Genomic DNA, 20,133 nt, shown 5'->3' on the forward strand with positions numbered 1-20,133 from the left:
TACTCAGCGTAATAATGCCTCTTTAGCCGTTCGCCAAGAATCACGATAACACACCACATTCTGGGCGCTGAATCCAGTGACTGATTCGCTACCGCCTGCCGCAGGCCAATAGATTCCATGCCCCAGCGAGTAGTTTGTGAACGTTCAACACTAACCATGTCGTCATTCAGCATCAACAGAAAGCCTCATATCGCATCAACTTCACAATTTTGAATATTGACTGACCTTTTTCGGACCATGACGACGGGAAGTGAATCGATATTGTTTATGTATGAGTTACGTATTTTTCTTACATGAATGCGATTACACTCACAAGATTTCCGCCAAAAACACTCTCCATTAACGTTTTAAGAACATTTTCCACAACAAAAAAGGGTTTCCTGCCATAATATCTGCCTCTTTGTGACAGGAGTCGCAGCGCATTCGGTCACCTGTGATTTTGCCCGATGCGTAAATCTATGAGCCTTGTCGCGGTTAGCAATCCCAAAAAAACCTTACTATTCCAGGTAATACATATTGGCTAAGGAGCAGTGAAATGCGTGTGAACAACAGTTTAACCCCGCAAGATCTCAAGGCTTATGGTATCAATGACGTTCAGGATATCGTTTACAATCCAGACTACGACACGCTTTTCCAGGAAGAACTTGATCCTTCCCTTCAAGGTTATGAGCGTGGCGTATTGACGAATCTGGGCGCCGTTGCAGTTGATACCGGTATCTTTACCGGACGTTCGCCAAAGGATAAGTACATTGTCCGTGACGACACGACGCGTGATACGCTGTGGTGGTCCGACAAAGGTAAGGGTAAGAACGACAACAAACCGCTTTCCCCGGAAACCTGGCAACATCTGAAAGGGTTAGTCACCCAGCAACTTTCCGGCAAGCGCCTGTTTATTATTGATGCTTTCTGTGGCGCAAACGCCGATACCCGTCTTTCCGTGCGCTTCATAACCGAAGTTGCCTGGCAGGCGCATTTTGTCAAAAACATGTTCATCCGCCCAAGCGACGAAGAACTGGTTGATTTTAAACCTGATTTTATTGTGATGAACGGCGCTAAATGCACCAACCCGCAATGGAAAGAGCAGGGTCTGAACTCAGAAAACTTTGTGGCATTCAACCTGACTGAACGTATTCAGTTGATTGGTGGTACCTGGTACGGCGGCGAGATGAAAAAAGGTATGTTCTCCGTCATGAACTACATGCTGCCGCTGAAGGGCATCGCCTCCATGCACTGCTCGGCAAACGTCGGGGAAAAAGGTGATGTGGCGGTCTTCTTTGGCTTGTCCGGCACCGGTAAAACCACGCTGTCCACCGACCCTAAACGCCGCCTGATCGGTGATGATGAACACGGTTGGGATGATGATGGCGTGTTTAACTTCGAAGGCGGTTGCTACGCTAAGACCATCAAGCTGTCTAAAGATGCCGAGCCGGAGATCTACAACGCGATCCGTCGTGACGCGCTGCTGGAAAACGTCACCGTGCGCGAAGATGGTTCTATCGACTTCGACGACGGTTCCAAAACCGAAAACACCCGAGTTTCCTACCCGATTTATCACATCGAGAATATCGTTAAGCCGGTGTCAAAAGCGGGTCATGCCACCAAAGTGATCTTCCTGACCGCTGACGCGTTTGGCGTGCTGCCACCGGTGTCTCGCCTGACGGCAGATCAAACGCAGTACCACTTCCTGTCTGGCTTCACTGCCAAACTGGCCGGTACCGAACGTGGCGTTACTGAACCTACCCCAACCTTCTCTGCCTGCTTTGGCGCAGCATTCCTGACGCTGCACCCAACGCAGTACGCTGAGGTGCTGGTGAAACGTATGCAGGCGGCAGGTGCGCAGGCGTATCTGGTTAACACCGGCTGGAACGGTACCGGTAAGCGTATCTCCATCAAAGATACCCGCGCGATTATCGACGCCATTCTGAACGGTTCACTGGACGACGCAGAAACATTCCGTCTGCCGATGTTTGACCTGGCTATCCCAACCGAACTGCCGGGCGTGGATACTCGCATTCTCGATCCGCGTAACACCTACGCGTCACCGGAGCAATGGCAGGAAAAAGCCAACGCACTGGCGAAACTGTTTATCGAGAACTTCGAGAAGTACACCGACACCCCAGCAGGTGAAGCGCTGGTTAGCGCCGGGCCGAAGCTGTAATTGACGTTGCCGGAGGGCGGTTTCGCCTTATCCGGCCTGCAACAACAAAAAGGGAGGCATTTCGCCTCCCTTTCTTATGCGTCTTTCGTGGTGCCCTGCGCACGAGTGAAGGGAACCGGAAGCCAGGCGCGAATCGACAACCCACCCCGCTCGCTGGTGCCAATTTCCAGCATACCGTTATGGTTATCGATAATACGCTGCACAATCGCCAGCCCCAGGCCCGTACCGCTGGTACTACGCGCGCTGTCGCCGCGGACAAACGGCTGGAACAGATGTTTACGCTGTTCCGGCTTGATGCCCGGACCATCATCTTCCACCTGGAACCAGGCGCGATGCGGCTCCATACCGCTACTGACCTTAATCCAACCGTTACCATAGCGGGCGGCATTAACCACCATATTGGCAACCGCACGCTTGATCGACAGCGGATGCATCTTCACCTGAATGTTACCCGGCAGCAGCGCAGTCTCAATTTCCCGCTCATAGCCGCTTTCCGCCGCGACCACTTCGCCTAACACCGAGTTCAGATCCGCCATCTCCATCGGCATCTCCTGACCGGTACGCAGGTAATCGATAAACTGCTCGATAATAGCGTTACACTCTTCGATGTCCTTATTGATGGACTCTGCGAGATAACCGTCTTCCTCGCCCATCATTTCCGTCGCCAGACGGATACGCGTCAGTGGAGTACGTAGATCGTGACTCACCCCCGCCATCAGCAGCGTACGGTCATCGGCCAGTTGCTTCACGCCTGCCGCCATATGGTTAAAGGCACGGGTAACGGAACGCACCTCAGAAGCGCCATACTCACGCAACGGCGGCGGAATAATACCTTTCCCCACCTGCAACGCCGCATGTTCAAGATCCACCAGCGGTCGGTTCTGAATACGAATAAACAGCCATGCGCCGCCGATGGCCAGCAGCATGATCGCCAACGTATAGCGGAACAGCGGCGAAAAATCCCCCTGATGGATTTCAGTCAGCGGCACACGTACCCAGATATTGGGCGACAGCCAGGTTTTCAGCCACACGACCGGCGAGCTTTTGTTGACCTCAACACGGACTTCGGTCGGGCCACCCAACTGCTGCGCCATCTGATGGCTTAAGAATTCATAGTGTTGCGCCCAACGCAGTCCGGCCTCTTCAGCGGCCTCGTTGGAATAGAGGGAAATACCCAACTCACGATAAATTTCCCGGCGGAACGCGGGCGGCACCACCAGTTGCGTACCGTCCTCCAGCTGCAGTTTATCGGTCATCAGCATACGAACTTCGTAAGCCAGGACCTTATTAAACTGCTGGAGGCTCGGCAAAATCGCGAAGTTCAGCACGACCAGGTAAGTCGTCACCAGGCTGGCAAACAGCAAGGTGACGATGAGCAATAATGTGCGGGCAAACGAACTTCGTGGTGAGAAGCGCATTCGCCTCATGCTTTAGAACCGTCCGGAACAAAAACGTAGCCCAGGCCCCATACGGTCTGGATATAACGCGGATGCGCCGGATCTTCTTCCACCATACGGCGCAGACGAGAAATCTGTACGTCGATGGAACGTTCCATCGCCGAGTATTCACGACCACGAGCCAGGTTCATCAGCTTGTCGCGAGACAGCGGCTCACGCGGGTGGCTTACCAGCGCTTTCAGTACCGCAAACTCCCCGCTGGTGAGCGGCATCGGTTCATCTTCGCGGAACATTTCACGCGTACCGAGGTTCAGTTTGAACTTACCAAAGGCAATAACCGCTTCTTCCTGAGAAGGTGCGCCCGGCAGTTCGTTCGCCTGACGACGCAGTACGGCACGAATACGCGCCAGCAGTTCACGCGGGTTAAACGGTTTCGGAATGTAATCGTCAGCGCCGATTTCCAGCCCTACGATACGATCAACTTCTTCACCCTTCGCGGTCACCATAATGATCGGCATCGGGTTGCTTTGGCTGCGCAGGCGACGGCAAATAGACAGGCCGTCTTCACCCGGCAGCATTAAATCCAGCACCATCAGGTGGAAGGACTCACGGGTCAGCAGACGATCCATCTGCTCAGCGTTTGCGACGCTTCGAACCTGGAAGCCCTGCTCGGTCAGATAACGTTCCAGAAGCGCACGTAAGCGCATGTCGTCATCGACCACCAGAATCTTATAGTTCTCTTGCATTGTTATTACTCCCAAAGGTTCGCAACAATTAAGTGTATATTCTTAAGAAAGCTCACGTGAGTCACCAGCGAATTCTGGTATGAATTCCAGGCTAAATTGTTACAAAGCATATTAAACAGCAGCTTAAGTATACAATGTTTCTCGCAATACATTATTTATTCTGTTGATATGCTCACGTAATACTAATTGTGCGCATCATCACAGAGTCGAAGGTAAAACAATAAGATGAAAACGCCCCTGATAACCCGTGAAGGGTATGAAAAACTCAAACAAGAGCTGAATTATCTCTGGCGTGAAGAGCGCCCGGAAGTCACCAAAAAGGTCACCTGGGCCGCAAGTCTGGGTGACCGCAGCGAAAATGCCGACTACCAGTATAATAAAAAGCGCCTGCGCGAGATCGACCGCCGCGTTCGTTATTTGACCAAGTGCATGGAAAATCTGAAAATCGTCGATTACTCCCCGCAACAGGAAGGCAAAGTCTTCTTTGGCGCATGGGTCGAGATTGAAAATGACGATGGCGACATCCGCAAATTCCGCATTGTCGGTTACGATGAGATCTTCGGTCGTAAAGATTACATCTCTATCGATTCGCCAATGGCGCGGGCGCTGCTGAAAAAAGAGGTCGGCGATCTCGCGGTAGTAAACACCCCAGGCGGCGAAGCCAGTTGGTACGTAAACGAGATCGAATACGTTAAGTGAGACCGGAACAATCCGAAGCCCCCGTAGATGACTGGCATTTTTGCCAGTCAATCCGTATAACTATCCCCTGATTTTTTATCCTATAGACGAAGCTATCCATGATGAATGATTCTTTCTGCCGCATTATCGCAGGTGAAATTCAGGCTCGTGCTGAACAGGTAGAAGCTGCCGTTCGCCTGCTTGATGAAGGGAACACCGTGCCGTTTATCGCACGTTATCGTAAGGAAATCACCGGCGGTCTGGACGATACGCAATTGCGTAATCTGGAGACCCGTCTGGGATATCTGCGTGAACTGGAAGACCGCCGTCAGGCGATCCTGAAATCTATCGGCGAGCAAGGCAAACTGACCGACGATCTGGCGAATGTGATCAACGGTACGTTAAGTAAGACCGAACTCGAAGATCTCTATCTGCCGTACAAACCCAAGCGCCGCACCCGTGGGCAAATTGCCATTGAAGCCGGGCTGGAGCCGCTGGCTGACCTGCTGTGGAACGAACCCTCCCACGACCCGGAAACGGAAGCCGCCAAATACCTCAACGCCGAAAACGGCGTGGCGGACACCAAAGCCGCTCTCGACGGCGCGCGCTACATTCTGATGGAGCGTTTCGCAGAAGACGCCGCGCTGCTGGCAAAAGTTCGTGATTACCTGTGGAAAAACGCGCATTTGGTTTCTACCGTGGTCAGCGGTAAAGAAGAGGAAGGGGCGAAGTTCCGTGACTACTTCGACCACCACGAACCGATTTCTACCGTGCCATCCCACCGCGCGCTGGCCATGTTCCGTGGTCGTAACGAAGGCATGTTACAGCTTTCATTGAATGCCGATCCGCAATTCGATGAGCCGCCAAAAGAGAGCCACGGCGAGCAAATTATCCAGGAACATCTGGGACTGCGCCTGAATAACGCACCTGCCGACAGCTGGCGTAAAGGCGTGGTGAGCTGGACGTGGCGCATCAAAGTGCTGATGCACCTTGAAACCGAGCTGATGGGTACCGTGCGCGAACGTGCGGAAGATGAAGCGATTAACGTCTTTGCCCGCAACCTGCATGACCTGCTGATGGCCGCCCCAGCTGGACTGCGCGCCACAATGGGCCTCGATCCGGGTCTGCGTACCGGGGTAAAAGTGGCTGTGGTTGACGGTACCGGCAAACTGGTCGCTACCGATACCATTTACCCGCATACCGGTCAGGCCGCCAAAGCCGCCGTCGCCGTTGCGGCGTTGTGTGAAAAATACAACGTTGAGCTGGTGGCGATTGGTAATGGTACGGCGTCGCGCGAAACCGAGCGTTTCTTCCTCGACGTACAGAAACAGTTCCCGCAAGTCACCGCGCAGAAAGTAATCGTCAGCGAAGCCGGCGCGTCAGTGTACTCCGCTTCTGAGCTGGCGGCGCTGGAGTTCCCGGACCTTGATGTTTCGCTGCGTGGGGCGGTGTCGATCGCCCGTCGTCTGCAGGATCCGCTGGCTGAGCTGGTGAAAATCGATCCGAAATCTATCGGCGTGGGCCAGTATCAGCACGACGTAAGCCAGACGCAGCTGGCGCGTAAGCTGGATGCGGTAGTGGAAGACTGCGTAAACGCCGTCGGCGTGGATCTGAACACCGCCTCCGTACCGCTGCTGACCCGCGTGGCGGGCCTGACGCGCATGATAGCGCAGAACATCGTGGCCTGGCGTGACGAGAACGGCCAGTTCCAGAACCGTCAGCAACTGCTCAAAGTCAGCCGTCTGGGCCCTAAAGCCTTTGAACAGTGCGCGGGCTTCTTGCGTATCAATCACGGCGATAATCCGCTGGATGCCTCCACCGTTCACCCGGAAGCCTATCCGATTGTGGAACGCATTCTGGCCGCCACCGAGCAATCGCTGCGCGATCTGATGGGCAACAGCAGCGAACTGCGCAATCTGAAAGCCGCCGATTTTACTGACGAGCGCTTCGGGGTACCGACCGTCACCGACATCATCAAAGAGCTGGAAAAACCGGGTCGCGACCCGCGTCCTGAATTCAAAACCGCACAGTTTGCTGATGGCGTAGAAACCATGAACGATCTGCAACCGGGGATGATTCTGGAAGGGGCCGTCACCAACGTCACCAACTTCGGCGCGTTTGTCGATATCGGCGTACACCAGGACGGTCTGGTGCATATCTCTTCACTGTCGAATAAGTTCGTCGAAGATCCCCACACCGTGGTGAAAGCGGGCGATATTGTGAAGGTGAAAGTGCTGGAAGTAGACCTGCAGCGTAAGCGTATCGCGCTGACTATGCGTCTGGATGAGCAGCCAGGTGAAACCAACGCGCGTCGCAGTGGTGGAAATAACGATCGTACTCAGGGCAATCGCCCGGCTCCAAAAGCCGCGAAACCTCGTGGGCGTGACGCTCAGCCTGCGGGCAACAGCGCCATGATGGATGCGCTGGCAGCGGCAATGGGTAAAAAGCGCTAGGTTTGGATCATGTGCCGGATAGCGGTGTAAATACCGTATCCGGCATATTTACTATATTAACTTCTCTCTTCCTCATTATATTTATCACTTCATTAACAGATGAAACCTTAATTAAACATTAAGGATTTCAATAATTGCTAGCGCGAATCATTCGTCCCCAACCAGAATAAATATTGAGGAATATCAAAATTGGCTCAAATTATTATCTAATTGTACATTCCGTCACACTTATTCTATTGATGATAGAAACCATTCTCATTATCATTGGTTTGTTGATTATTTACTCTTTCCTTACGTTGGCTAATCATCTGGTCTCATGCCGCCCTGTCGCCCCATGAGGTAATCACCCAGTTAGCGAGATATAAGTAGGTCCCTATGCAATTCACTCCTGACAGTGCGTGGAAAATTACCGGTTTTGCCCGTGAAATCAGCCCGGCTTATCGTCAGAAACTGTTGTCACTTGGCATGCTACCCGGCTCATCCTTCAACGTGGTTCGCGTCGCCCCGCTCGGCGATCCTATCCATATTGAAACGCGTCGCGTAAGTCTGGTATTGCGTAAAAAGGATTTGGCGTTATTAGAAGTGGAAGCGGTGTCCTGTTAATACAGTGAGTCTATAAAAATGAAAAAACTAACCATTGGTTTAATTGGTAATCCTAATTCCGGCAAGACAACTTTATTCAACCAGCTCACCGGCGCGCGTCAGCGTGTAGGCAACTGGGCTGGCGTTACCGTTGAGCGTAAAGAAGGTCATTTCGCCACGACGGACCATCAGGTCACGCTGGTCGACTTACCCGGCACCTATTCACTGACGACAATCTCGTCGCAGACCTCTCTTGATGAGCAAATCGCCTGCCACTACATTTTAAGCGGCGACGCGGATCTGTTGATCAACGTGGTCGATGCCTCAAACCTTGAGCGCAACCTCTACCTGACGTTGCAACTGCTTGAGCTGGGCATTCCCTGTATCGTCGCGCTGAACATGCTGGATATTGCTGAGAAACAGCAAATCCGTATCGATATCGACGCCCTCTCCGCCCGTCTTGGCTGCCCGGTGGTTCCGCTGGTCTCCACCCGCGCCCGCGGCATTGAAGCGTTGAAGCTGGCGATAGATCGCTACAAGGAAAACGACACCGTCGAACTGGTGCATTATGCCCAGCCGTTGTTGCAGGAAGCGGATTCCCTCGCCGATGCGATGGCCAAAGATATGCCGCTAAAACAACGCCGCTGGCTGGGCCTGCAAATGCTGGAAGGCGATATCTACAGTCGTGCCTACGCCGGTGAGGCCGCGCAAAACCTCGATGCCGCCATTGCGCGTCTGAGTGAAACAATGGATGATCCCGCGCTGCATATCGCCGATGCGCGTTACCAATGCATCGCCGCAATCTGCGATACCGTCAGTAATACCCTGACGGCAGAGCCGAGCCGTTTCACCACCGCGGTGGATAAAATCGTCCTTAACCGCTTCCTCGGGTTGCCGATTTTCCTGTTCGTGATGTACCTGATGTTCCTGCTCGCCATTAATATTGGCGGCGCACTGCAGCCGTTATTCGATGTGGGTTCCGTGGCGCTGTTTATTCATGGTATTCAATGGATTGGCTATACGCTGCACTTCCCGGACTGGCTCACTATCTTCCTGGCGCAAGGTCTTGGCGGCGGGATTAACACCGTGCTGCCGTTGGTGCCGCAAATCGGCATGATGTACTTGTTCCTCTCTTTCCTTGAAGACTCCGGTTACATGGCGCGCGCTGCGTTTGTGATGGACCGTCTGATGCAGGCACTGGGACTGCCGGGCAAATCGTTTGTCCCGCTGATAGTCGGCTTTGGCTGCAACGTACCGTCGGTGATGGGCGCCCGTACGCTGGATGCGCCACGTGAACGTCTGATGACCATCATGATGGCGCCGTTTATGTCCTGCGGCGCACGTCTGGCGATTTTCGCCGTCTTTGCCGCGGCTTTCTTTGGTCAGAACGGCGCGCTGGCGGTCTTCTCGTTGTACGTACTGGGTATCATCATGGCGGTGCTGACCGGCCTGATGCTCAAACACACCATCATGCGTGGCGAAGCAACACCGTTCGTCATGGAGCTGCCGGTGTACCATGTGCCGCACATCAAGAGCCTGATTATTCAGACCTGGCAACGTCTGAAAGGCTTCGTGCTGCGTGCCGGTAAAGTGATTATCATCGTCAGTATTTTCCTCAGCGCCTTTAACAGCTTCTCGCTAAGCGGGAAAATCGTCGATAACATCAACGACTCTGCTCTGGCTTCCGTCAGCCGCGTCATCACCCCAGTCTTCAAGCCGATTGGCGTCCACGAAGATAACTGGCAGGCAACCGTCGGTCTGTTCACCGGTGCGATGGCAAAAGAGGTGGTTGTCGGAACGCTGAACACGCTTTACACCGCAGAAAACATTCAGGAAGAAGAATTCAATCCGGCAGATTTCCACCTCGGTGACGAGCTGTTCAGTGCGGTGGATGAAACCTGGCAAAGCCTGAAAGACACCTTCAGCCTGAGCGTTCTGGCCAACCCTATTGAAGCCAGCAAAGGCGACGGCGAGATGGCTACAGGCGCAATGGGCGTGATGGGCGAGAAATTTGGCAGCGCCGCCGCCGCGTACAGTTACCTGATTTTCGTGCTGCTGTATGTCCCGTGCATTTCAGTGATGGGTGCTATCGCACGTGAATCCAGCCGTGGCTGGATGGGCTTCTCCATCCTGTGGGGCCTGAACATCGCCTATTCACTGTCAACGCTGTTTTATCAGACCGTCAGCTACAAAGCGCATCCGACTTACAGTCTGGTCTGCATCTTAGCCGTCATTCTGTTTAACATCGTGTTGCTGGGTCTGCTGCGCCGTGCCCGCAGCCGGGTGGATCTCTCACTGCTGTCAACCAACAGAACGGCTAGCTCCTGCTGTTCCAGTACCACTGGCGATTGCCATTAAGGCTGAAAACGATGGCATCGCTTATTCAGGTTCGTGATTTACTGGCGCTGCGGGGGCGCATGGAGGCAAAGCAAATTAGCCACACGCTGCATACCCCGCAGCCAATGATTGACGCCATGCTGAATCAGTTAGAAAAGATGGGCAAAGCGGTGCGGATTCAGGAAGATGCCGATGGGTGTCTGTCCGGAAGCTGCAAGAGTTGCCCCGAAGGTAAAGCCTGCCTGCGCGAGTGGTGGGCTTTGCGCTAGTTTGCCGCTCCTGCCGGATGGCGCTACGCTTATCCGGCCTACAAATGGCAGCAAACATCCAGGCCAGATTTTGGCTGCGGGCCATAAGAAACTACCGTTGGTGATCCCCATACTTTTTTATCATGGCACCGTCAGCCCATATCCATATTCACTCTGCTGGCTGGACGAATTTGACGACCCGGAGGCAGCCAGACCACTTTATGCCACAGCATTTCCATTGGTCGATATCACCGTTGTGCCCGATGACGAGATCATGCAGCACCGCCGGATGGCGCTGTTAGAGCTCATCCAAAAGCATATTCGTAAACGCGATTTGATGGGGTTAGTTGAAAAACTCGCCATCCTGCTTGTTAAAGGGCATGCTAATGACAACCAGTTGAAAGCCCTGTTTAATTACCTGATGCAGGCCGGTGACACCGCGCGTTTTAGCGAATTTATTCACCAGGTCGCCGAACGTTTACCTCAACATAAGGAAAAGTTGATGACTATTGCCGAAAGATTACGTCAGGAAGGGCACCTTAATGGTCTTCAGGAAGGTCACAGGAAAGGGTTACGAGAGGGTTTGCAACAAGGCAAACGAGAGGAAGCTCTGCGCATTGCAACAACCATGCAGGCTGATGGCACAGACCCGCTGACCATCTGCAGAATCACCGGCCTGACCGCTGAGGATCTGGCTACGTGCAGCCATTAATCACCAGCCCGGCAGTATGATTCCACCGGGCAAAACAGCGAATTTATAGCCGCTGTTTTAACGCCACCAGCACCGAGCAGAACTCCGTCGGATGTGAGATAAACGGCGCATGCGCCGCTTTGGCAAACACCAACGACTCGCTCTGTGGCCACAGGGTATCCAGCATCGGGACGACTTTGCGCGGAACCAAACCATCAAGATAACCGTACATCCGCAGGAAAGGTATATCCACAGAGCATAACGGCTCACGCAGATCGACCGTTTTCAGAATCTCCAGCCCGCCGTTGAGCACATCGACGTCCGGCATGGGTAAAGCCAGCACCGTTTTCTTCAACGCTCGCGCATCCTGACGCGCGGTTTCCGTACCCATCGTTTGTAACGCCAGAAAACGTTCCACCGTCCGCTGGAAATCTTCGCTCAACTGTTGCTGGAAACCGGCCAGTACTTCCGGCTTAATGCCCGGCCATTCGTCGCGCGCGCTAAAACAAGGTGAGGATGCCACGGTAACCAGCGCCTGAACACGCTCAGGATGCGTTAACGCCACCTGACTGGCGACCAGCCCCCCGAGACTCCAGCCGAGCCAGATGGCTTTCTCCGGCGCCTGTTTTAATACCCGCCCGGCCATCTCTTCCAGCGACATTGCGCCGAACCCCTGGCTGCGACCAAATCCCGGCAAGTCGACAAGATGCAGCGTGAAATGCGAGCTCAGTTCCTCACTTATGCAATGCCATACTTCCGCGTTCAGTCCCCATCCGTGCAGCAGCACAAGATGGCAATTTCCCGAACCCTGGGTCTGCCACCAGATGTCATTCATCAGTTATTGTTCTCTTTTAGCCTGAAAGGATGCATCTATGCTAACAGTACCAGGATTGTGCTGGCTATGCCGAATGCCGTTGACGTTGGGGCACTGGGGGATCTGTTCGGTTTGCACGCGGGCAACGCGTCAGCCTCTCTGCCGGTGTCCTCAATGCGGACTACCTGCCGCACATCCTTCGCTTCCCTGCGGTCGTTGCCTGCAAAAACCCCCGCCGTGGCAGCGTCTGATCGCCGTCAGCGACTATATTCCTCCGCTGAGCGGACTTATCCACCAGTTTAAGTTTTCACGCCGCAGCGAAATGGCCAGTGCTCTTTCACGTTTACTGTTGCTGGAGGTATTACAGGCCCGGCGCGTCAGCGCTCTTCCTCTGCCGGACATGATCGTTAGCGTCCCGCTCTGGCAACGCCGACACTGGCGCAGAGGATTTAATCAGAGTGATTTACTGTGTCGCCCTTTGGCGCGCTGGCTTGGATGCGACTGGGACAGGCAGGCCATCACACGGGTTCGGGCCACCGCCACACAACACTATCTCAGCGCCAGATTACGCAAACGTAACCTGAAAAATGCCTTTCGCCTTGAATTGCCGGTGCAGGGACTCCATATGGTTATTGTGGATGATGTCGTCACTACCGGAAGTACCGTCGCGGAAATCGCGCAGCTGCTTTTACGCAACGGCGCGGCGACTGTCCAGGTATGGTGCCTGTGTCGAACCTTGTAGAGCCTCGATGATGGGCGTATTATAACCAAGTAAAATAGTCAACTATTAGGCCATTACTATGATCCATATTTCCGATGCTGCACAAGCGCACTTTGCCAAACTGCTGGCAAATCAGGAAGAAGGGACACAAATTCGCGTATTTGTGATTAATCCCGGCACGCCTAACGCTGAATGCGGCGTTTCTTATTGCCCGCCCGACGCCGTGGAAGCAACCGACACCGCCATTAAATTTGACCTGCTGACCGCATATGTTGATGAACTGAGCGCACCGTATCTGGAAGATGCAGAAATCGATTTCGTTACCGACCAGTTAGGCTCCCAGCTGACGCTGAAAGCGCCAAACGCCAAAATGCGTAAAGTTGCCGATGATGCGCCGCTGATGGAACGCGTAGAGTACATGCTGCAATCGCAGATTAACCCACAGTTGGCAGGCCATGGTGGCCGCGTCTCTCTGATGGAGATCACCGATGAAGGCTACGCCATTCTACAATTTGGCGGCGGCTGTAACGGCTGTTCAATGGTAGATGTAACGCTGAAAGAAGGTATCGAGAAACAGCTGCTGGCTGAATTCCCTGAACTGAAAGGCGTTCGCGATTTAACCGAACACCAGCGCGGTGAGCACTCTTACTACTAACGACCAGACCTGCAAGGCCCGATCAGGCGCATCCGCGTCGCCATCGGGCATTGATGCCGGATGGCAGCGTAAACGCTTTATCCGGCCTGCACCCTTACATTTCTCTGCATGCCCCTTGCAACAACGCCGCTATAATTTGACCCGCCTCTCATAATTTAAATTTTGCCTGCTCAGGTGATTTTCAAGCGCTGCATGTTACCCGTATCATTCATATCAGCACCTAACACACCCATAATAGCCAGCTAAACTAATTAGTTTTGACGGTAATCAGCATTGGTGCTGTGAATACTCGGTTCCCGGTCGGGACAATCGGAATTTGTCATCTAAACACTGACGTTACCCATAACAAAGTAAAGGCCAGGTAAATCATGCCATTAGTCATCGTTGCTATCGGTGTAATCTTGTTACTTCTCCTGATGATCCGTTTCAAAATGAACGGCTTCATCGCTCTCGTCCTGGTGGCGCTTGCTGTCGGATTGATGCAAGGGATGCCGCTGGATAAAGTCATCGGTTCTATTAAAGCCGGCGTCGGCGGAACCCTTGGCAGCCTCGCCCTGATTATGGGTTTTGGCGCCATGTTGGGCAAAATGCTGGCGGACTGCGGCGGCGCACAGCGCATCGCCACCACGCTGATTGCTAAATTCGGCAAAAAACACATTCAGTGGGCGGTAGTATTAACCGGTTTCACCGTCGGTTTTGCCCTGTTCTACGAAGTCGGCTTCGTACTGATGCTGCCGCTGGTGTTCACGATTGCCGCGGCGGCAAACATCCCGCTGCTGTACGTTGGTGTCCCGATGGCTGCTGCGCTGTCCGTCACGCACGGCTTCCTGCCGCCGCACCCGGGCCCAACCGCTATTGCCACCATTTTCCACGCAGATATGGGTAAAACCCTGCTGTTTGGTACGATTCTGGCCATCCCGACCGTGATTCTCGCCGGTCCGGTGTACGCGCGCTTCCTGAAAGGCATCGATAAGCCAATCCCGGAAGGTTTGTACAGCGCAAAAACCTTCACCGAAGAAGAGATGCCAGGCTTTGGCGTCAGCGTCTGGACCTCTTTGGTTCCGGTTATCCTGATGGCAATGCGCGCCATCGCGGAGATGATTCTGCCTAAAGGTCATGCTTTCCTGACAGTTGCAGAATTCCTTGGCGACCCGGTCATGGCTACGCTTATCGCGGTGCTGATTGCGATGTTCACGTTTGGTCTGAACCGTGGACGTTCGATGGATCAGATTAACGACACGCTGGTGTCCTCAATCAAAATCATCGCGATGATGCTGTTGATCATCGGTGGTGGCGGTGCCTTCAAACAGGTTCTGGTTGATAGCGGCGTGGACAAATACATCGCCTCCATGATGCACGGCTCGAACGTTTCTCCGCTGCTGATGGCATGGTCTATCGCTGCGGTACTGCGTATCGCGCTGGGTTCCGCAACTGTTGCAGCTATCACCGCAGGTGGGATAGTGGCGCCGCTGATTGCGACAACCGGCGTAAGCCCTGAGCTGATGGTTATTGCAGTCGGTTCCGGCTCCGTCATTTTCTCCCACGTGAACGATCCTGGCTTCTGGCTGTTCAAGGAGTACTTCAACCTGACTATCGGTGAGACCATCAAGTCATGGTCAATGCTGGAGACCATTATCTCCGTCTGCGGTCTGGTGGGTTGTCTGCTGCTGGGCATGGTGGTCTGATAAAACGGTGCCGGGTGGCGCTTCGCTTACCCGGCCTACCGCAGTCATTGTAGGCCGGATAAGACGCATTCTGCGTCGCCATCCGGCAAACTAACACTATTTCTTCTTCGCAGCGGCTTTTCGGCGCTTATCCAAATCCTTAATCAGCTTGTTCACCCCGTCATCGGCAAACATCTGCTCCAACGTAGCGGTGAGCTTACGCCGCCAGTTTTTGTACTGGTCGCTGGTCCCCGGGATGTTGACCGGATCCGCCATTCCTAACCAGTCCTCCGGTTGCAGGCCCAGCAGCGCACTGTTGCTGTCAGCGATGTAGCGTTGCATGCCACGATTAAGCATCGGCGTCATCGACATCAGCGAGGCCTTGTGACCCGCGCGTTTTGGCAGACAGCCATATTTGTGCAGCGCGTCCAGCAGCCCTTGTTTCGCCAACTCCCGGTCCTGATATAACCCTCGTAGCACAACCTCATCCGGGTACAGACCCAGCGCTCTACCCAGCGTCAGATCGCCGCTATCCCAATAACCTTTAAGCGTAGGAAGGTCATGCGTCGCCGCGACTGCCATTGATTGTTCCGGGTACGCTTTCGGCGCACGGAAGTTTTTCTCATGGTCATTCTCAAAATAAAGCACTTTGTAGGAGTACACGCCGCTATCGCGCAGCTTGCTGACGATCTCCACCGGCACAGTACCCAGATCTTCACCAATCACCATGCAGTGATGACGTTTACTTTCCAGCGCCAGAATTGAAAGAAGATCGTCGACCGGATAATGCACGTAGGCGCCGTGATCGGCCGTTTCACCGTAGGGGATCCACCACAGACGCAGCATCGACATAACATGATCGATACGCAATGCGCCGCAGTTCTGCATATTGGCGCGCAGCAGCTCGATAAACGGTTCGTAAGCGCGGGCTGTGATGATGTGCGGATCCATCGGCGGCAGCCCCCAGTTCTGACCCAGCGGACCCAGAATATCCGGCGGCGCGCCAACCGAGGCTTTCAGGCAGTACAGCTCACGGTCGCACCAGGTTTCTGCTCCCCCTTCTGCCACGCCGACCGCCAGGTCGCGATACAGCCCGACAGGCATCGCAAAACTCTGACTCGTTTCCCAGCAGTCAGCGAACTGGGTATACGCCAGCCACTGAAGCCACAGGTAGAAGTCCACGTCATCACGATGCGCTTCGCAGAACTGTTTGACCTCTGGCGAGTCCACCGACTGGAAAGCCTCTGGCCACACCGGCCAGCCCCAGCGCAATGCGTCTTCTTTCACCTGATGCGCATGCAGGGCGTCAAAGGCCGCCTGCCAGTACAGGCTATCGCCTTCCTGAGCCACAAACTGGCGAAATGCCGCCATCTGCTCATCATCACGCGCAGAGAAGCTTTTCCACGCCATACGTAGAGCCGTCATCTTCAGTGCGGTAACGGTAGAGTAATCCACCCATACGGCATCTCGCGCCTTTTGCAGGGCTTGCTGAGTCGTGGGTTTCTGCCACCAGGCCTGTGCCTCTTTACTGTGGTGGAAATCGTCTACTGCGTTGACATCAATATAAATAATATTCAGCCAGCGACGTGACGACGGGCTGTATGGACTTGCACTTTCCGGGTTCGCCGGATACAGCGCATGAATAGGATTCAGGCCGATAAACGCGCCGCCGCGTTGTGCCACATCCACCAACATGGCGCGGAGATCGCCAAAGTCGCCAATCCCCCAGTTTTTTTCTGAACGTAGGGTGTAAAGCTGAACGCATGCCCCCCACAGCTTCTGCCCGGCCAACAACGCCTGCGGTTCGTAACAGCGCTTCGGCGCCACGATGATACGGCAATGCGTACGCAACTCCCCCTGGGTCAGGGTAAGCGTGTGATATCCCTCCGGCAGTTTCGCCGGCAGGTTGAAAGATTTACCGCCAACGGCATGCCCTTTGTGCTGCACACCCTCTTCGGTGGTTAGCAGCCAGGTAAACTCTCCACTTCCCTCAACCGCCAACGGCATTTTTTTGCCCGCGGTATAAACCATGACGTTCGGCACCGGGGTCACCGCCACCTTCGTGGCGGCGGTGGTGCGATGCATGGCGTCAAGCAAACGCCGCTTGGTTTCGGCGCCAATAGACTGCGGTTTACCGTGGGCATTAATGTAATGTGGGCTGATCCCCGCCGCCAGCGCGGCATTATCCAGACGTTTGCTTTCCATCGCGCTTCCTTAACGTTTCGCCTGCCAGATACGAGCCTGATAATCGCGAATGGAGCGATCCGAACTGAACATGCCGCAACGCGCGGTATTCAGAATCGCCGCCCGGGTCCAGGCGTCCTGGTCACGGTACAACACGTCAACCTGCTTCTGGGCTGCAACGTAGGCCGCGAAGTCTGCCATGACCAGATACGGATCACCGCCCTGCTTACCAATACTGTGCAGCATCTGGTCAAAGGCATGTTTATCGCCGTCGCTGAATTTTCCGCTTTCCAACTCCTTCAGAACAGCATCCAGCACCTTATCTTTCTTACGCCATTTCACCGGGTCATAGCCTTTCGCTTTCAGGGCTTTCACCTCTTCCACGGTATGACCAAAGATAAAGATATTTTCGTCGCCCACCTTCTCGGCGATTTCGACGTTGGCGCCATCCAGCGTACCGACGGTTAACGCGCCGTTCAGCGCCAGTTTCATGTTACCGGTGCCGGAAGCCTCTTTGCCCGCGGTTGAGATCTGCTCAGAGATATCCGCCGCCGGAATCAGCATTTCCGCTGCCGAGACACAATAATCCGGCAGGAAGACGACTTTCAGCTTGTCGCCGATTTTCGGGTCGTTATTGATGGTTTCCGCCACCTTGTTGATAGCGAAGATAATATTTTTCGCCAGGTAGTAACCCGGAGCGGCTTTCGCGCCAAACAGGAAGACGCGCGGCACGCGATCCGCCTGCGGGTTTTCACGAATTTCTTTGTACAGCGCCAGAATATGCAGCAAGTTCAGATGCTGACGCTTGTACTCATGCAGACGTTTGATCTGAATATCAAAGATTGCCTGCGGATTGATTTCAATACCTGTCCGTACCTTCACAAACTCTGCCAGGCGTTTTTTATTCGCCAGCTTAATGTCACGATAAGTCTGACGGAACTTCGCGTCGTCGGCGTATTTTTCCAGGTTAATCAACTGGTCGAGGTCGTTGGCCCACTCTTTTTTCAGCGATTTATCCAGCAGCGCGGCAAGCGCCGGGTTGCACTGTTTGATCCAGCGACGCGGGGTAATCCCGTTGGTGACGTTATGGAATTTGTTAGGCCAGAGCTGGTGATATTCCGGGAACAGATCTTTCACCACCAGATCGGAGTGCAGCGCCGCCACGCCGTTAACCGCAAAACCGCTGACCACGCACATATTGGCCATACGTACCTGTTTATTATGCACCACCGCCAGTTTCGCCCACACTTCAGCATCACCCGGCCAGGTTTTATCGACCAGTTTCTTAAAGCGGTCGTTAATCTCTTTGATGATTTGCATATGGCGCGGCAGTAGCGCTTTCACCAACTTCTCATCCCAACACTCCAACGCCTCCGGCATCAGGGTATGGTTGGTGTACGCAAAGGTTTTGCTGGTAATGGCCCACGCATCGTCCCAGCTCATCTGGTGCTCATCAATCAGCACACGCAGCAGCTCAGGGATCGCGATGGTCGGGTGAGTATCGTTCAGCTGAATCACTTCGAAATCGGCCAGCTCATGCAGTTTACGCCCGGCCAGATGATGGCGGCGCAGAATGTCGGCTACGGAGCAGGCGCACTGGAAGTACTGCTGCATCAGGCGCAGCTTTTTACCCGCGGTGTGGTTGTCGTTCGGGTACAGCACTTTGGTCAGTTTTTCGGCGTCGATGCCCTGCTGCTCTGCGCGCAGGAAATCGCCGTCATTAAATTTGGTCAGGTTAAACGGATGCGCGTGGCTGGCCTGCCACAGACGCAGCGGTTGCGCCACGCCGTTACGGTAGCCGAGAACCGGCAGATCCCAGGCCTGACCGGTGATGACAAATCCCGGCTCCCAGTGTCCCTCTTTGGTGACTTTACCGCCAATGCCTACCTGCACATCTAACGCCTCGTTGTGACGGAACCACGGATAGTTACCGCGATGCCAGTCATCCGGGGCTTCCATCTGCTGACCGTCGGCAAAAGACTGGCGGAACAGGCCGTACTGGTAGTTGAGACCATAGCCCGTCGCCGACTGGCCGACCGTCGCCATCGAATCCAGGAAGCAGGCCGCCAGACGCCCCAATCCACCGTTACCTAACGCCGGATCGATCTCTTCTTCCAGCAGATCGGTCAGGTTGACGTCGTGCGCTTTCAGTTCATCGCTCACCGCCTGATACCAGCCCAGATTGAGTAAATTGTTGCCGGTCAGACGACCAATCAAAAATTCCATCGAGATGTAGTTAACATGGCGCTGATTTTTTGCCGGCTTCACCGCAGGCTGGGCGCTGAGTAACTCAGCCAACGCCCCACTCACTGCCTGCCACCACTGGCGCGACGTCATTTCGTGAGCCGACAGTAAACCGAAACGCTGCCACTGACGCGTCAGGGCTGCCTGAAATTGATCTTTGTTGAAGGTTGGCTGTGACATAGGGATTCCAGGTCCTTAGGTAATAAAACAACGTTATCGCTAGTTTGCCAGGCTCGTTGTTGACCTTCCTCATCCTGGCACGGATTAGGGAGGGAGGAGGAGCGGGGATGAGCATAAAAGTGTGATCGCCGCCACTTAAAGCAGAGAGGCATTGCCGGTCAATACGTAGGTTTCCCCCGCATCCCCCTGAAATGCATCACGGTTCTCGCATTAACCTAAAGAGATTAGCCAGACAATATCAAACAGTAAGATGATATTTAGAAAAAATATGTAAACAGAGAAATAGTTTCTCACCTGAAATACGCATTCTGCTTGAGTTATTTCACATGAAAGTTTTAAGTCGAGCACAAAACTCATCGTCTTTTTATTAAACGTTACAGT

The 20,133-nt window shown here is 54.0% G+C and carries 14 protein-coding genes and 1 pseudogene; 10 read left to right on the forward strand and 5 right to left on the reverse strand.

Features of this window, described 5'->3' with window-relative positions; genetic code table 11:
- Positions 1 to 535 precede the first annotated feature (535 nt).
- Positions 536 to 2,158 (forward strand): phosphoenolpyruvate carboxykinase (ATP), encoded by a 1,623-nt coding sequence (gene pckA, locus FDW97_RS13610; protein ID WP_137351176.1) that lies wholly within the window; start codon positions 536 to 538, stop codon positions 2,156 to 2,158.
- Positions 2,159 to 2,232: 74 nt separating this feature from the next.
- Here the strand turns inward: pckA and envZ are convergent, their stop codons facing one another.
- On the reverse strand, positions 2,233 to 3,585 hold the full coding sequence (gene envZ / locus FDW97_RS13615) for a two-component system sensor histidine kinase EnvZ (RefSeq protein WP_042311918.1): 1,353 nt from the start codon (positions 3,583 to 3,585) through the stop codon (positions 2,233 to 2,235).
- Positions 3,582 to 4,301: a two-component system response regulator OmpR gene (gene ompR / locus FDW97_RS13620; protein ID WP_001157751.1), complete on the reverse strand. Its 720-nt coding sequence runs from the start codon at positions 4,299 to 4,301 to the stop codon at positions 3,582 to 3,584. The genes envZ and ompR overlap by 4 nt, the downstream gene beginning before the upstream one ends.
- 225 nt (positions 4,302 to 4,526) lie before the next feature.
- On the opposite strand from ompR, the gene greB reads away from it, so the two are divergent.
- The 6 genes and pseudogenes from greB to FDW97_RS13650 all read left to right on the forward strand — a co-directional run.
- Positions 4,527 to 5,000 (forward strand): transcription elongation factor GreB, encoded by a 474-nt coding sequence (gene greB, locus FDW97_RS13625; RefSeq protein WP_003023524.1) that lies wholly within the window; start codon positions 4,527 to 4,529, stop codon positions 4,998 to 5,000.
- Positions 5,001 to 5,098: 98 nt separating this feature from the next.
- A complete protein-coding gene (locus tag FDW97_RS13630) occupies positions 5,099 to 7,432 on the forward strand; it encodes a Tex family protein (RefSeq protein ID WP_137351177.1) in 2,334 nt (777 codons plus the stop codon).
- Between the two features lie 375 nt (positions 7,433 to 7,807).
- Positions 7,808 to 8,035, forward strand: coding sequence for a ferrous iron transporter A (feoA, locus tag FDW97_RS13635; RefSeq protein WP_003023519.1), 228 nt, complete (start codon positions 7,808 to 7,810; stop codon positions 8,033 to 8,035).
- Between the two features lie 18 nt (positions 8,036 to 8,053).
- Positions 8,054 to 10,372, forward strand: a complete 2,319-nt coding sequence (feoB, locus tag FDW97_RS13640) for a Fe(2+) transporter permease subunit FeoB (protein WP_038634892.1) — start codon at positions 8,054 to 8,056, stop codon at positions 10,370 to 10,372.
- An 11-nt stretch (positions 10,373 to 10,383) separates the two neighbouring features.
- Complete coding sequence (gene feoC / locus FDW97_RS13645) at positions 10,384 to 10,620, forward strand: [Fe-S]-dependent transcriptional repressor FeoC (RefSeq protein ID WP_038634895.1); 237 nt, start codon at positions 10,384 to 10,386, stop codon at positions 10,618 to 10,620.
- Between the two features lie 70 nt (positions 10,621 to 10,690).
- Positions 10,691 to 11,311 (forward strand): annotated as a pseudogene (locus FDW97_RS13650) (Rpn family recombination-promoting nuclease/putative transposase); the annotation flags it as partial.
- Between the two features lie 43 nt (positions 11,312 to 11,354).
- Here the strand turns inward: FDW97_RS13650 and bioH are convergent.
- On the reverse strand, positions 11,355 to 12,125 hold the full coding sequence (gene bioH, locus FDW97_RS13655; RefSeq protein WP_038634898.1) for a pimeloyl-ACP methyl ester esterase BioH: 771 nt from the start codon (positions 12,123 to 12,125) through the stop codon (positions 11,355 to 11,357).
- 37 nt (positions 12,126 to 12,162) lie between these two features.
- On the opposite strand from bioH, the gene gntX reads away from it, so the two are divergent.
- The 3 genes from gntX (at position 12,163) to gntT (ending at position 15,165) form a co-directional block, all read left to right on the forward strand.
- On the forward strand, positions 12,163 to 12,846 hold the full coding sequence (gntX, locus tag FDW97_RS13660; protein ID WP_038634901.1) for a DNA utilization protein GntX: 684 nt from the start codon (positions 12,163 to 12,165) through the stop codon (positions 12,844 to 12,846).
- A gap of 58 nt (positions 12,847 to 12,904) precedes the next feature.
- Positions 12,905 to 13,480: a Fe-S biogenesis protein NfuA gene (nfuA, locus tag FDW97_RS13665; protein WP_003023509.1), complete on the forward strand. Its 576-nt coding sequence runs from the start codon at positions 12,905 to 12,907 to the stop codon at positions 13,478 to 13,480.
- Between the two features lie 368 nt (positions 13,481 to 13,848).
- Complete coding sequence (gene gntT / locus FDW97_RS13670) at positions 13,849 to 15,165, forward strand: gluconate transporter (protein WP_137351178.1); 1,317 nt, start codon at positions 13,849 to 13,851, stop codon at positions 15,163 to 15,165.
- 96 nt (positions 15,166 to 15,261) lie between these two features.
- Here the strand turns inward: gntT and malQ are convergent, their stop codons facing one another.
- Together malQ and malP are read right to left on the reverse strand one after the other, a co-directional pair.
- Positions 15,262 to 17,349 (reverse strand): 4-alpha-glucanotransferase, encoded by a 2,088-nt coding sequence (gene malQ / locus FDW97_RS13675; RefSeq protein WP_137351179.1) that lies wholly within the window; start codon positions 17,347 to 17,349, stop codon positions 15,262 to 15,264.
- 9 nt (positions 17,350 to 17,358) lie between these two features.
- Positions 17,359 to 19,752, reverse strand: a complete 2,394-nt coding sequence (malP, locus tag FDW97_RS13680; protein WP_137351180.1) for a maltodextrin phosphorylase — start codon at positions 19,750 to 19,752, stop codon at positions 17,359 to 17,361.
- Positions 19,753 to 20,133: the final 381 nt, after the last annotated feature.

It is taken from the genome of Citrobacter sp. wls708 (assembly GCF_005281255.1).
In the GTDB taxonomy this organism is placed as follows: Bacteria; Pseudomonadota; Gammaproteobacteria; order Enterobacterales; family Enterobacteriaceae; genus Citrobacter; species Citrobacter werkmanii.

What these genes read in the sequence shown, in the direction of transcription:
- feoA (WP_003023519.1), top strand. Translation starts at nt 7,808, where the DNA reads ATGCAATTCACTCCTGACAGTGCGTGGAAAATTACCGGTTTTGCCCGT.
- feoB (WP_038634892.1), top strand. Translation starts at nt 8,054, where the DNA reads ATGAAAAAACTAACCATTGGTTTAATTGGTAATCCTAATTCCGGCAAG.
- bioH (WP_038634898.1), bottom strand. Translation starts at nt 12,125, where the DNA reads ATGAATGACATCTGGTGGCAGACCCAGGGTTCGGGAAATTGCCATCTT.
- gntT (WP_137351178.1), top strand. Translation starts at nt 13,849, where the DNA reads ATGCCATTAGTCATCGTTGCTATCGGTGTAATCTTGTTACTTCTCCTG.
- greB (WP_003023524.1), top strand. Translation starts at nt 4,527, where the DNA reads ATGAAAACGCCCCTGATAACCCGTGAAGGGTATGAAAAACTCAAACAA.
- malQ (WP_137351179.1), bottom strand. Translation starts at nt 17,349, where the DNA reads ATGGAAAGCAAACGTCTGGATAATGCCGCGCTGGCGGCGGGGATCAGC.
- nfuA (WP_003023509.1), top strand. Translation starts at nt 12,905, where the DNA reads ATGATCCATATTTCCGATGCTGCACAAGCGCACTTTGCCAAACTGCTG.
- pckA (WP_137351176.1), top strand. Translation starts at nt 536, where the DNA reads ATGCGTGTGAACAACAGTTTAACCCCGCAAGATCTCAAGGCTTATGGT.
- ompR (WP_001157751.1), bottom strand. Translation starts at nt 4,301, where the DNA reads ATGCAAGAGAACTATAAGATTCTGGTGGTCGATGACGACATGCGCTTA.
- FDW97_RS13630 (WP_137351177.1), top strand. Translation starts at nt 5,099, where the DNA reads ATGATGAATGATTCTTTCTGCCGCATTATCGCAGGTGAAATTCAGGCT.
- feoC (WP_038634895.1), top strand. Translation starts at nt 10,384, where the DNA reads ATGGCATCGCTTATTCAGGTTCGTGATTTACTGGCGCTGCGGGGGCGC.
- malP (WP_137351180.1), bottom strand. Translation starts at nt 19,752, where the DNA reads ATGTCACAGCCAACCTTCAACAAAGATCAATTTCAGGCAGCCCTGACG.
- envZ (WP_042311918.1), bottom strand. Translation starts at nt 3,585, where the DNA reads ATGAGGCGAATGCGCTTCTCACCACGAAGTTCGTTTGCCCGCACATTA.
- gntX (WP_038634901.1), top strand. Translation starts at nt 12,163, where the DNA reads ATGCTAACAGTACCAGGATTGTGCTGGCTATGCCGAATGCCGTTGACG.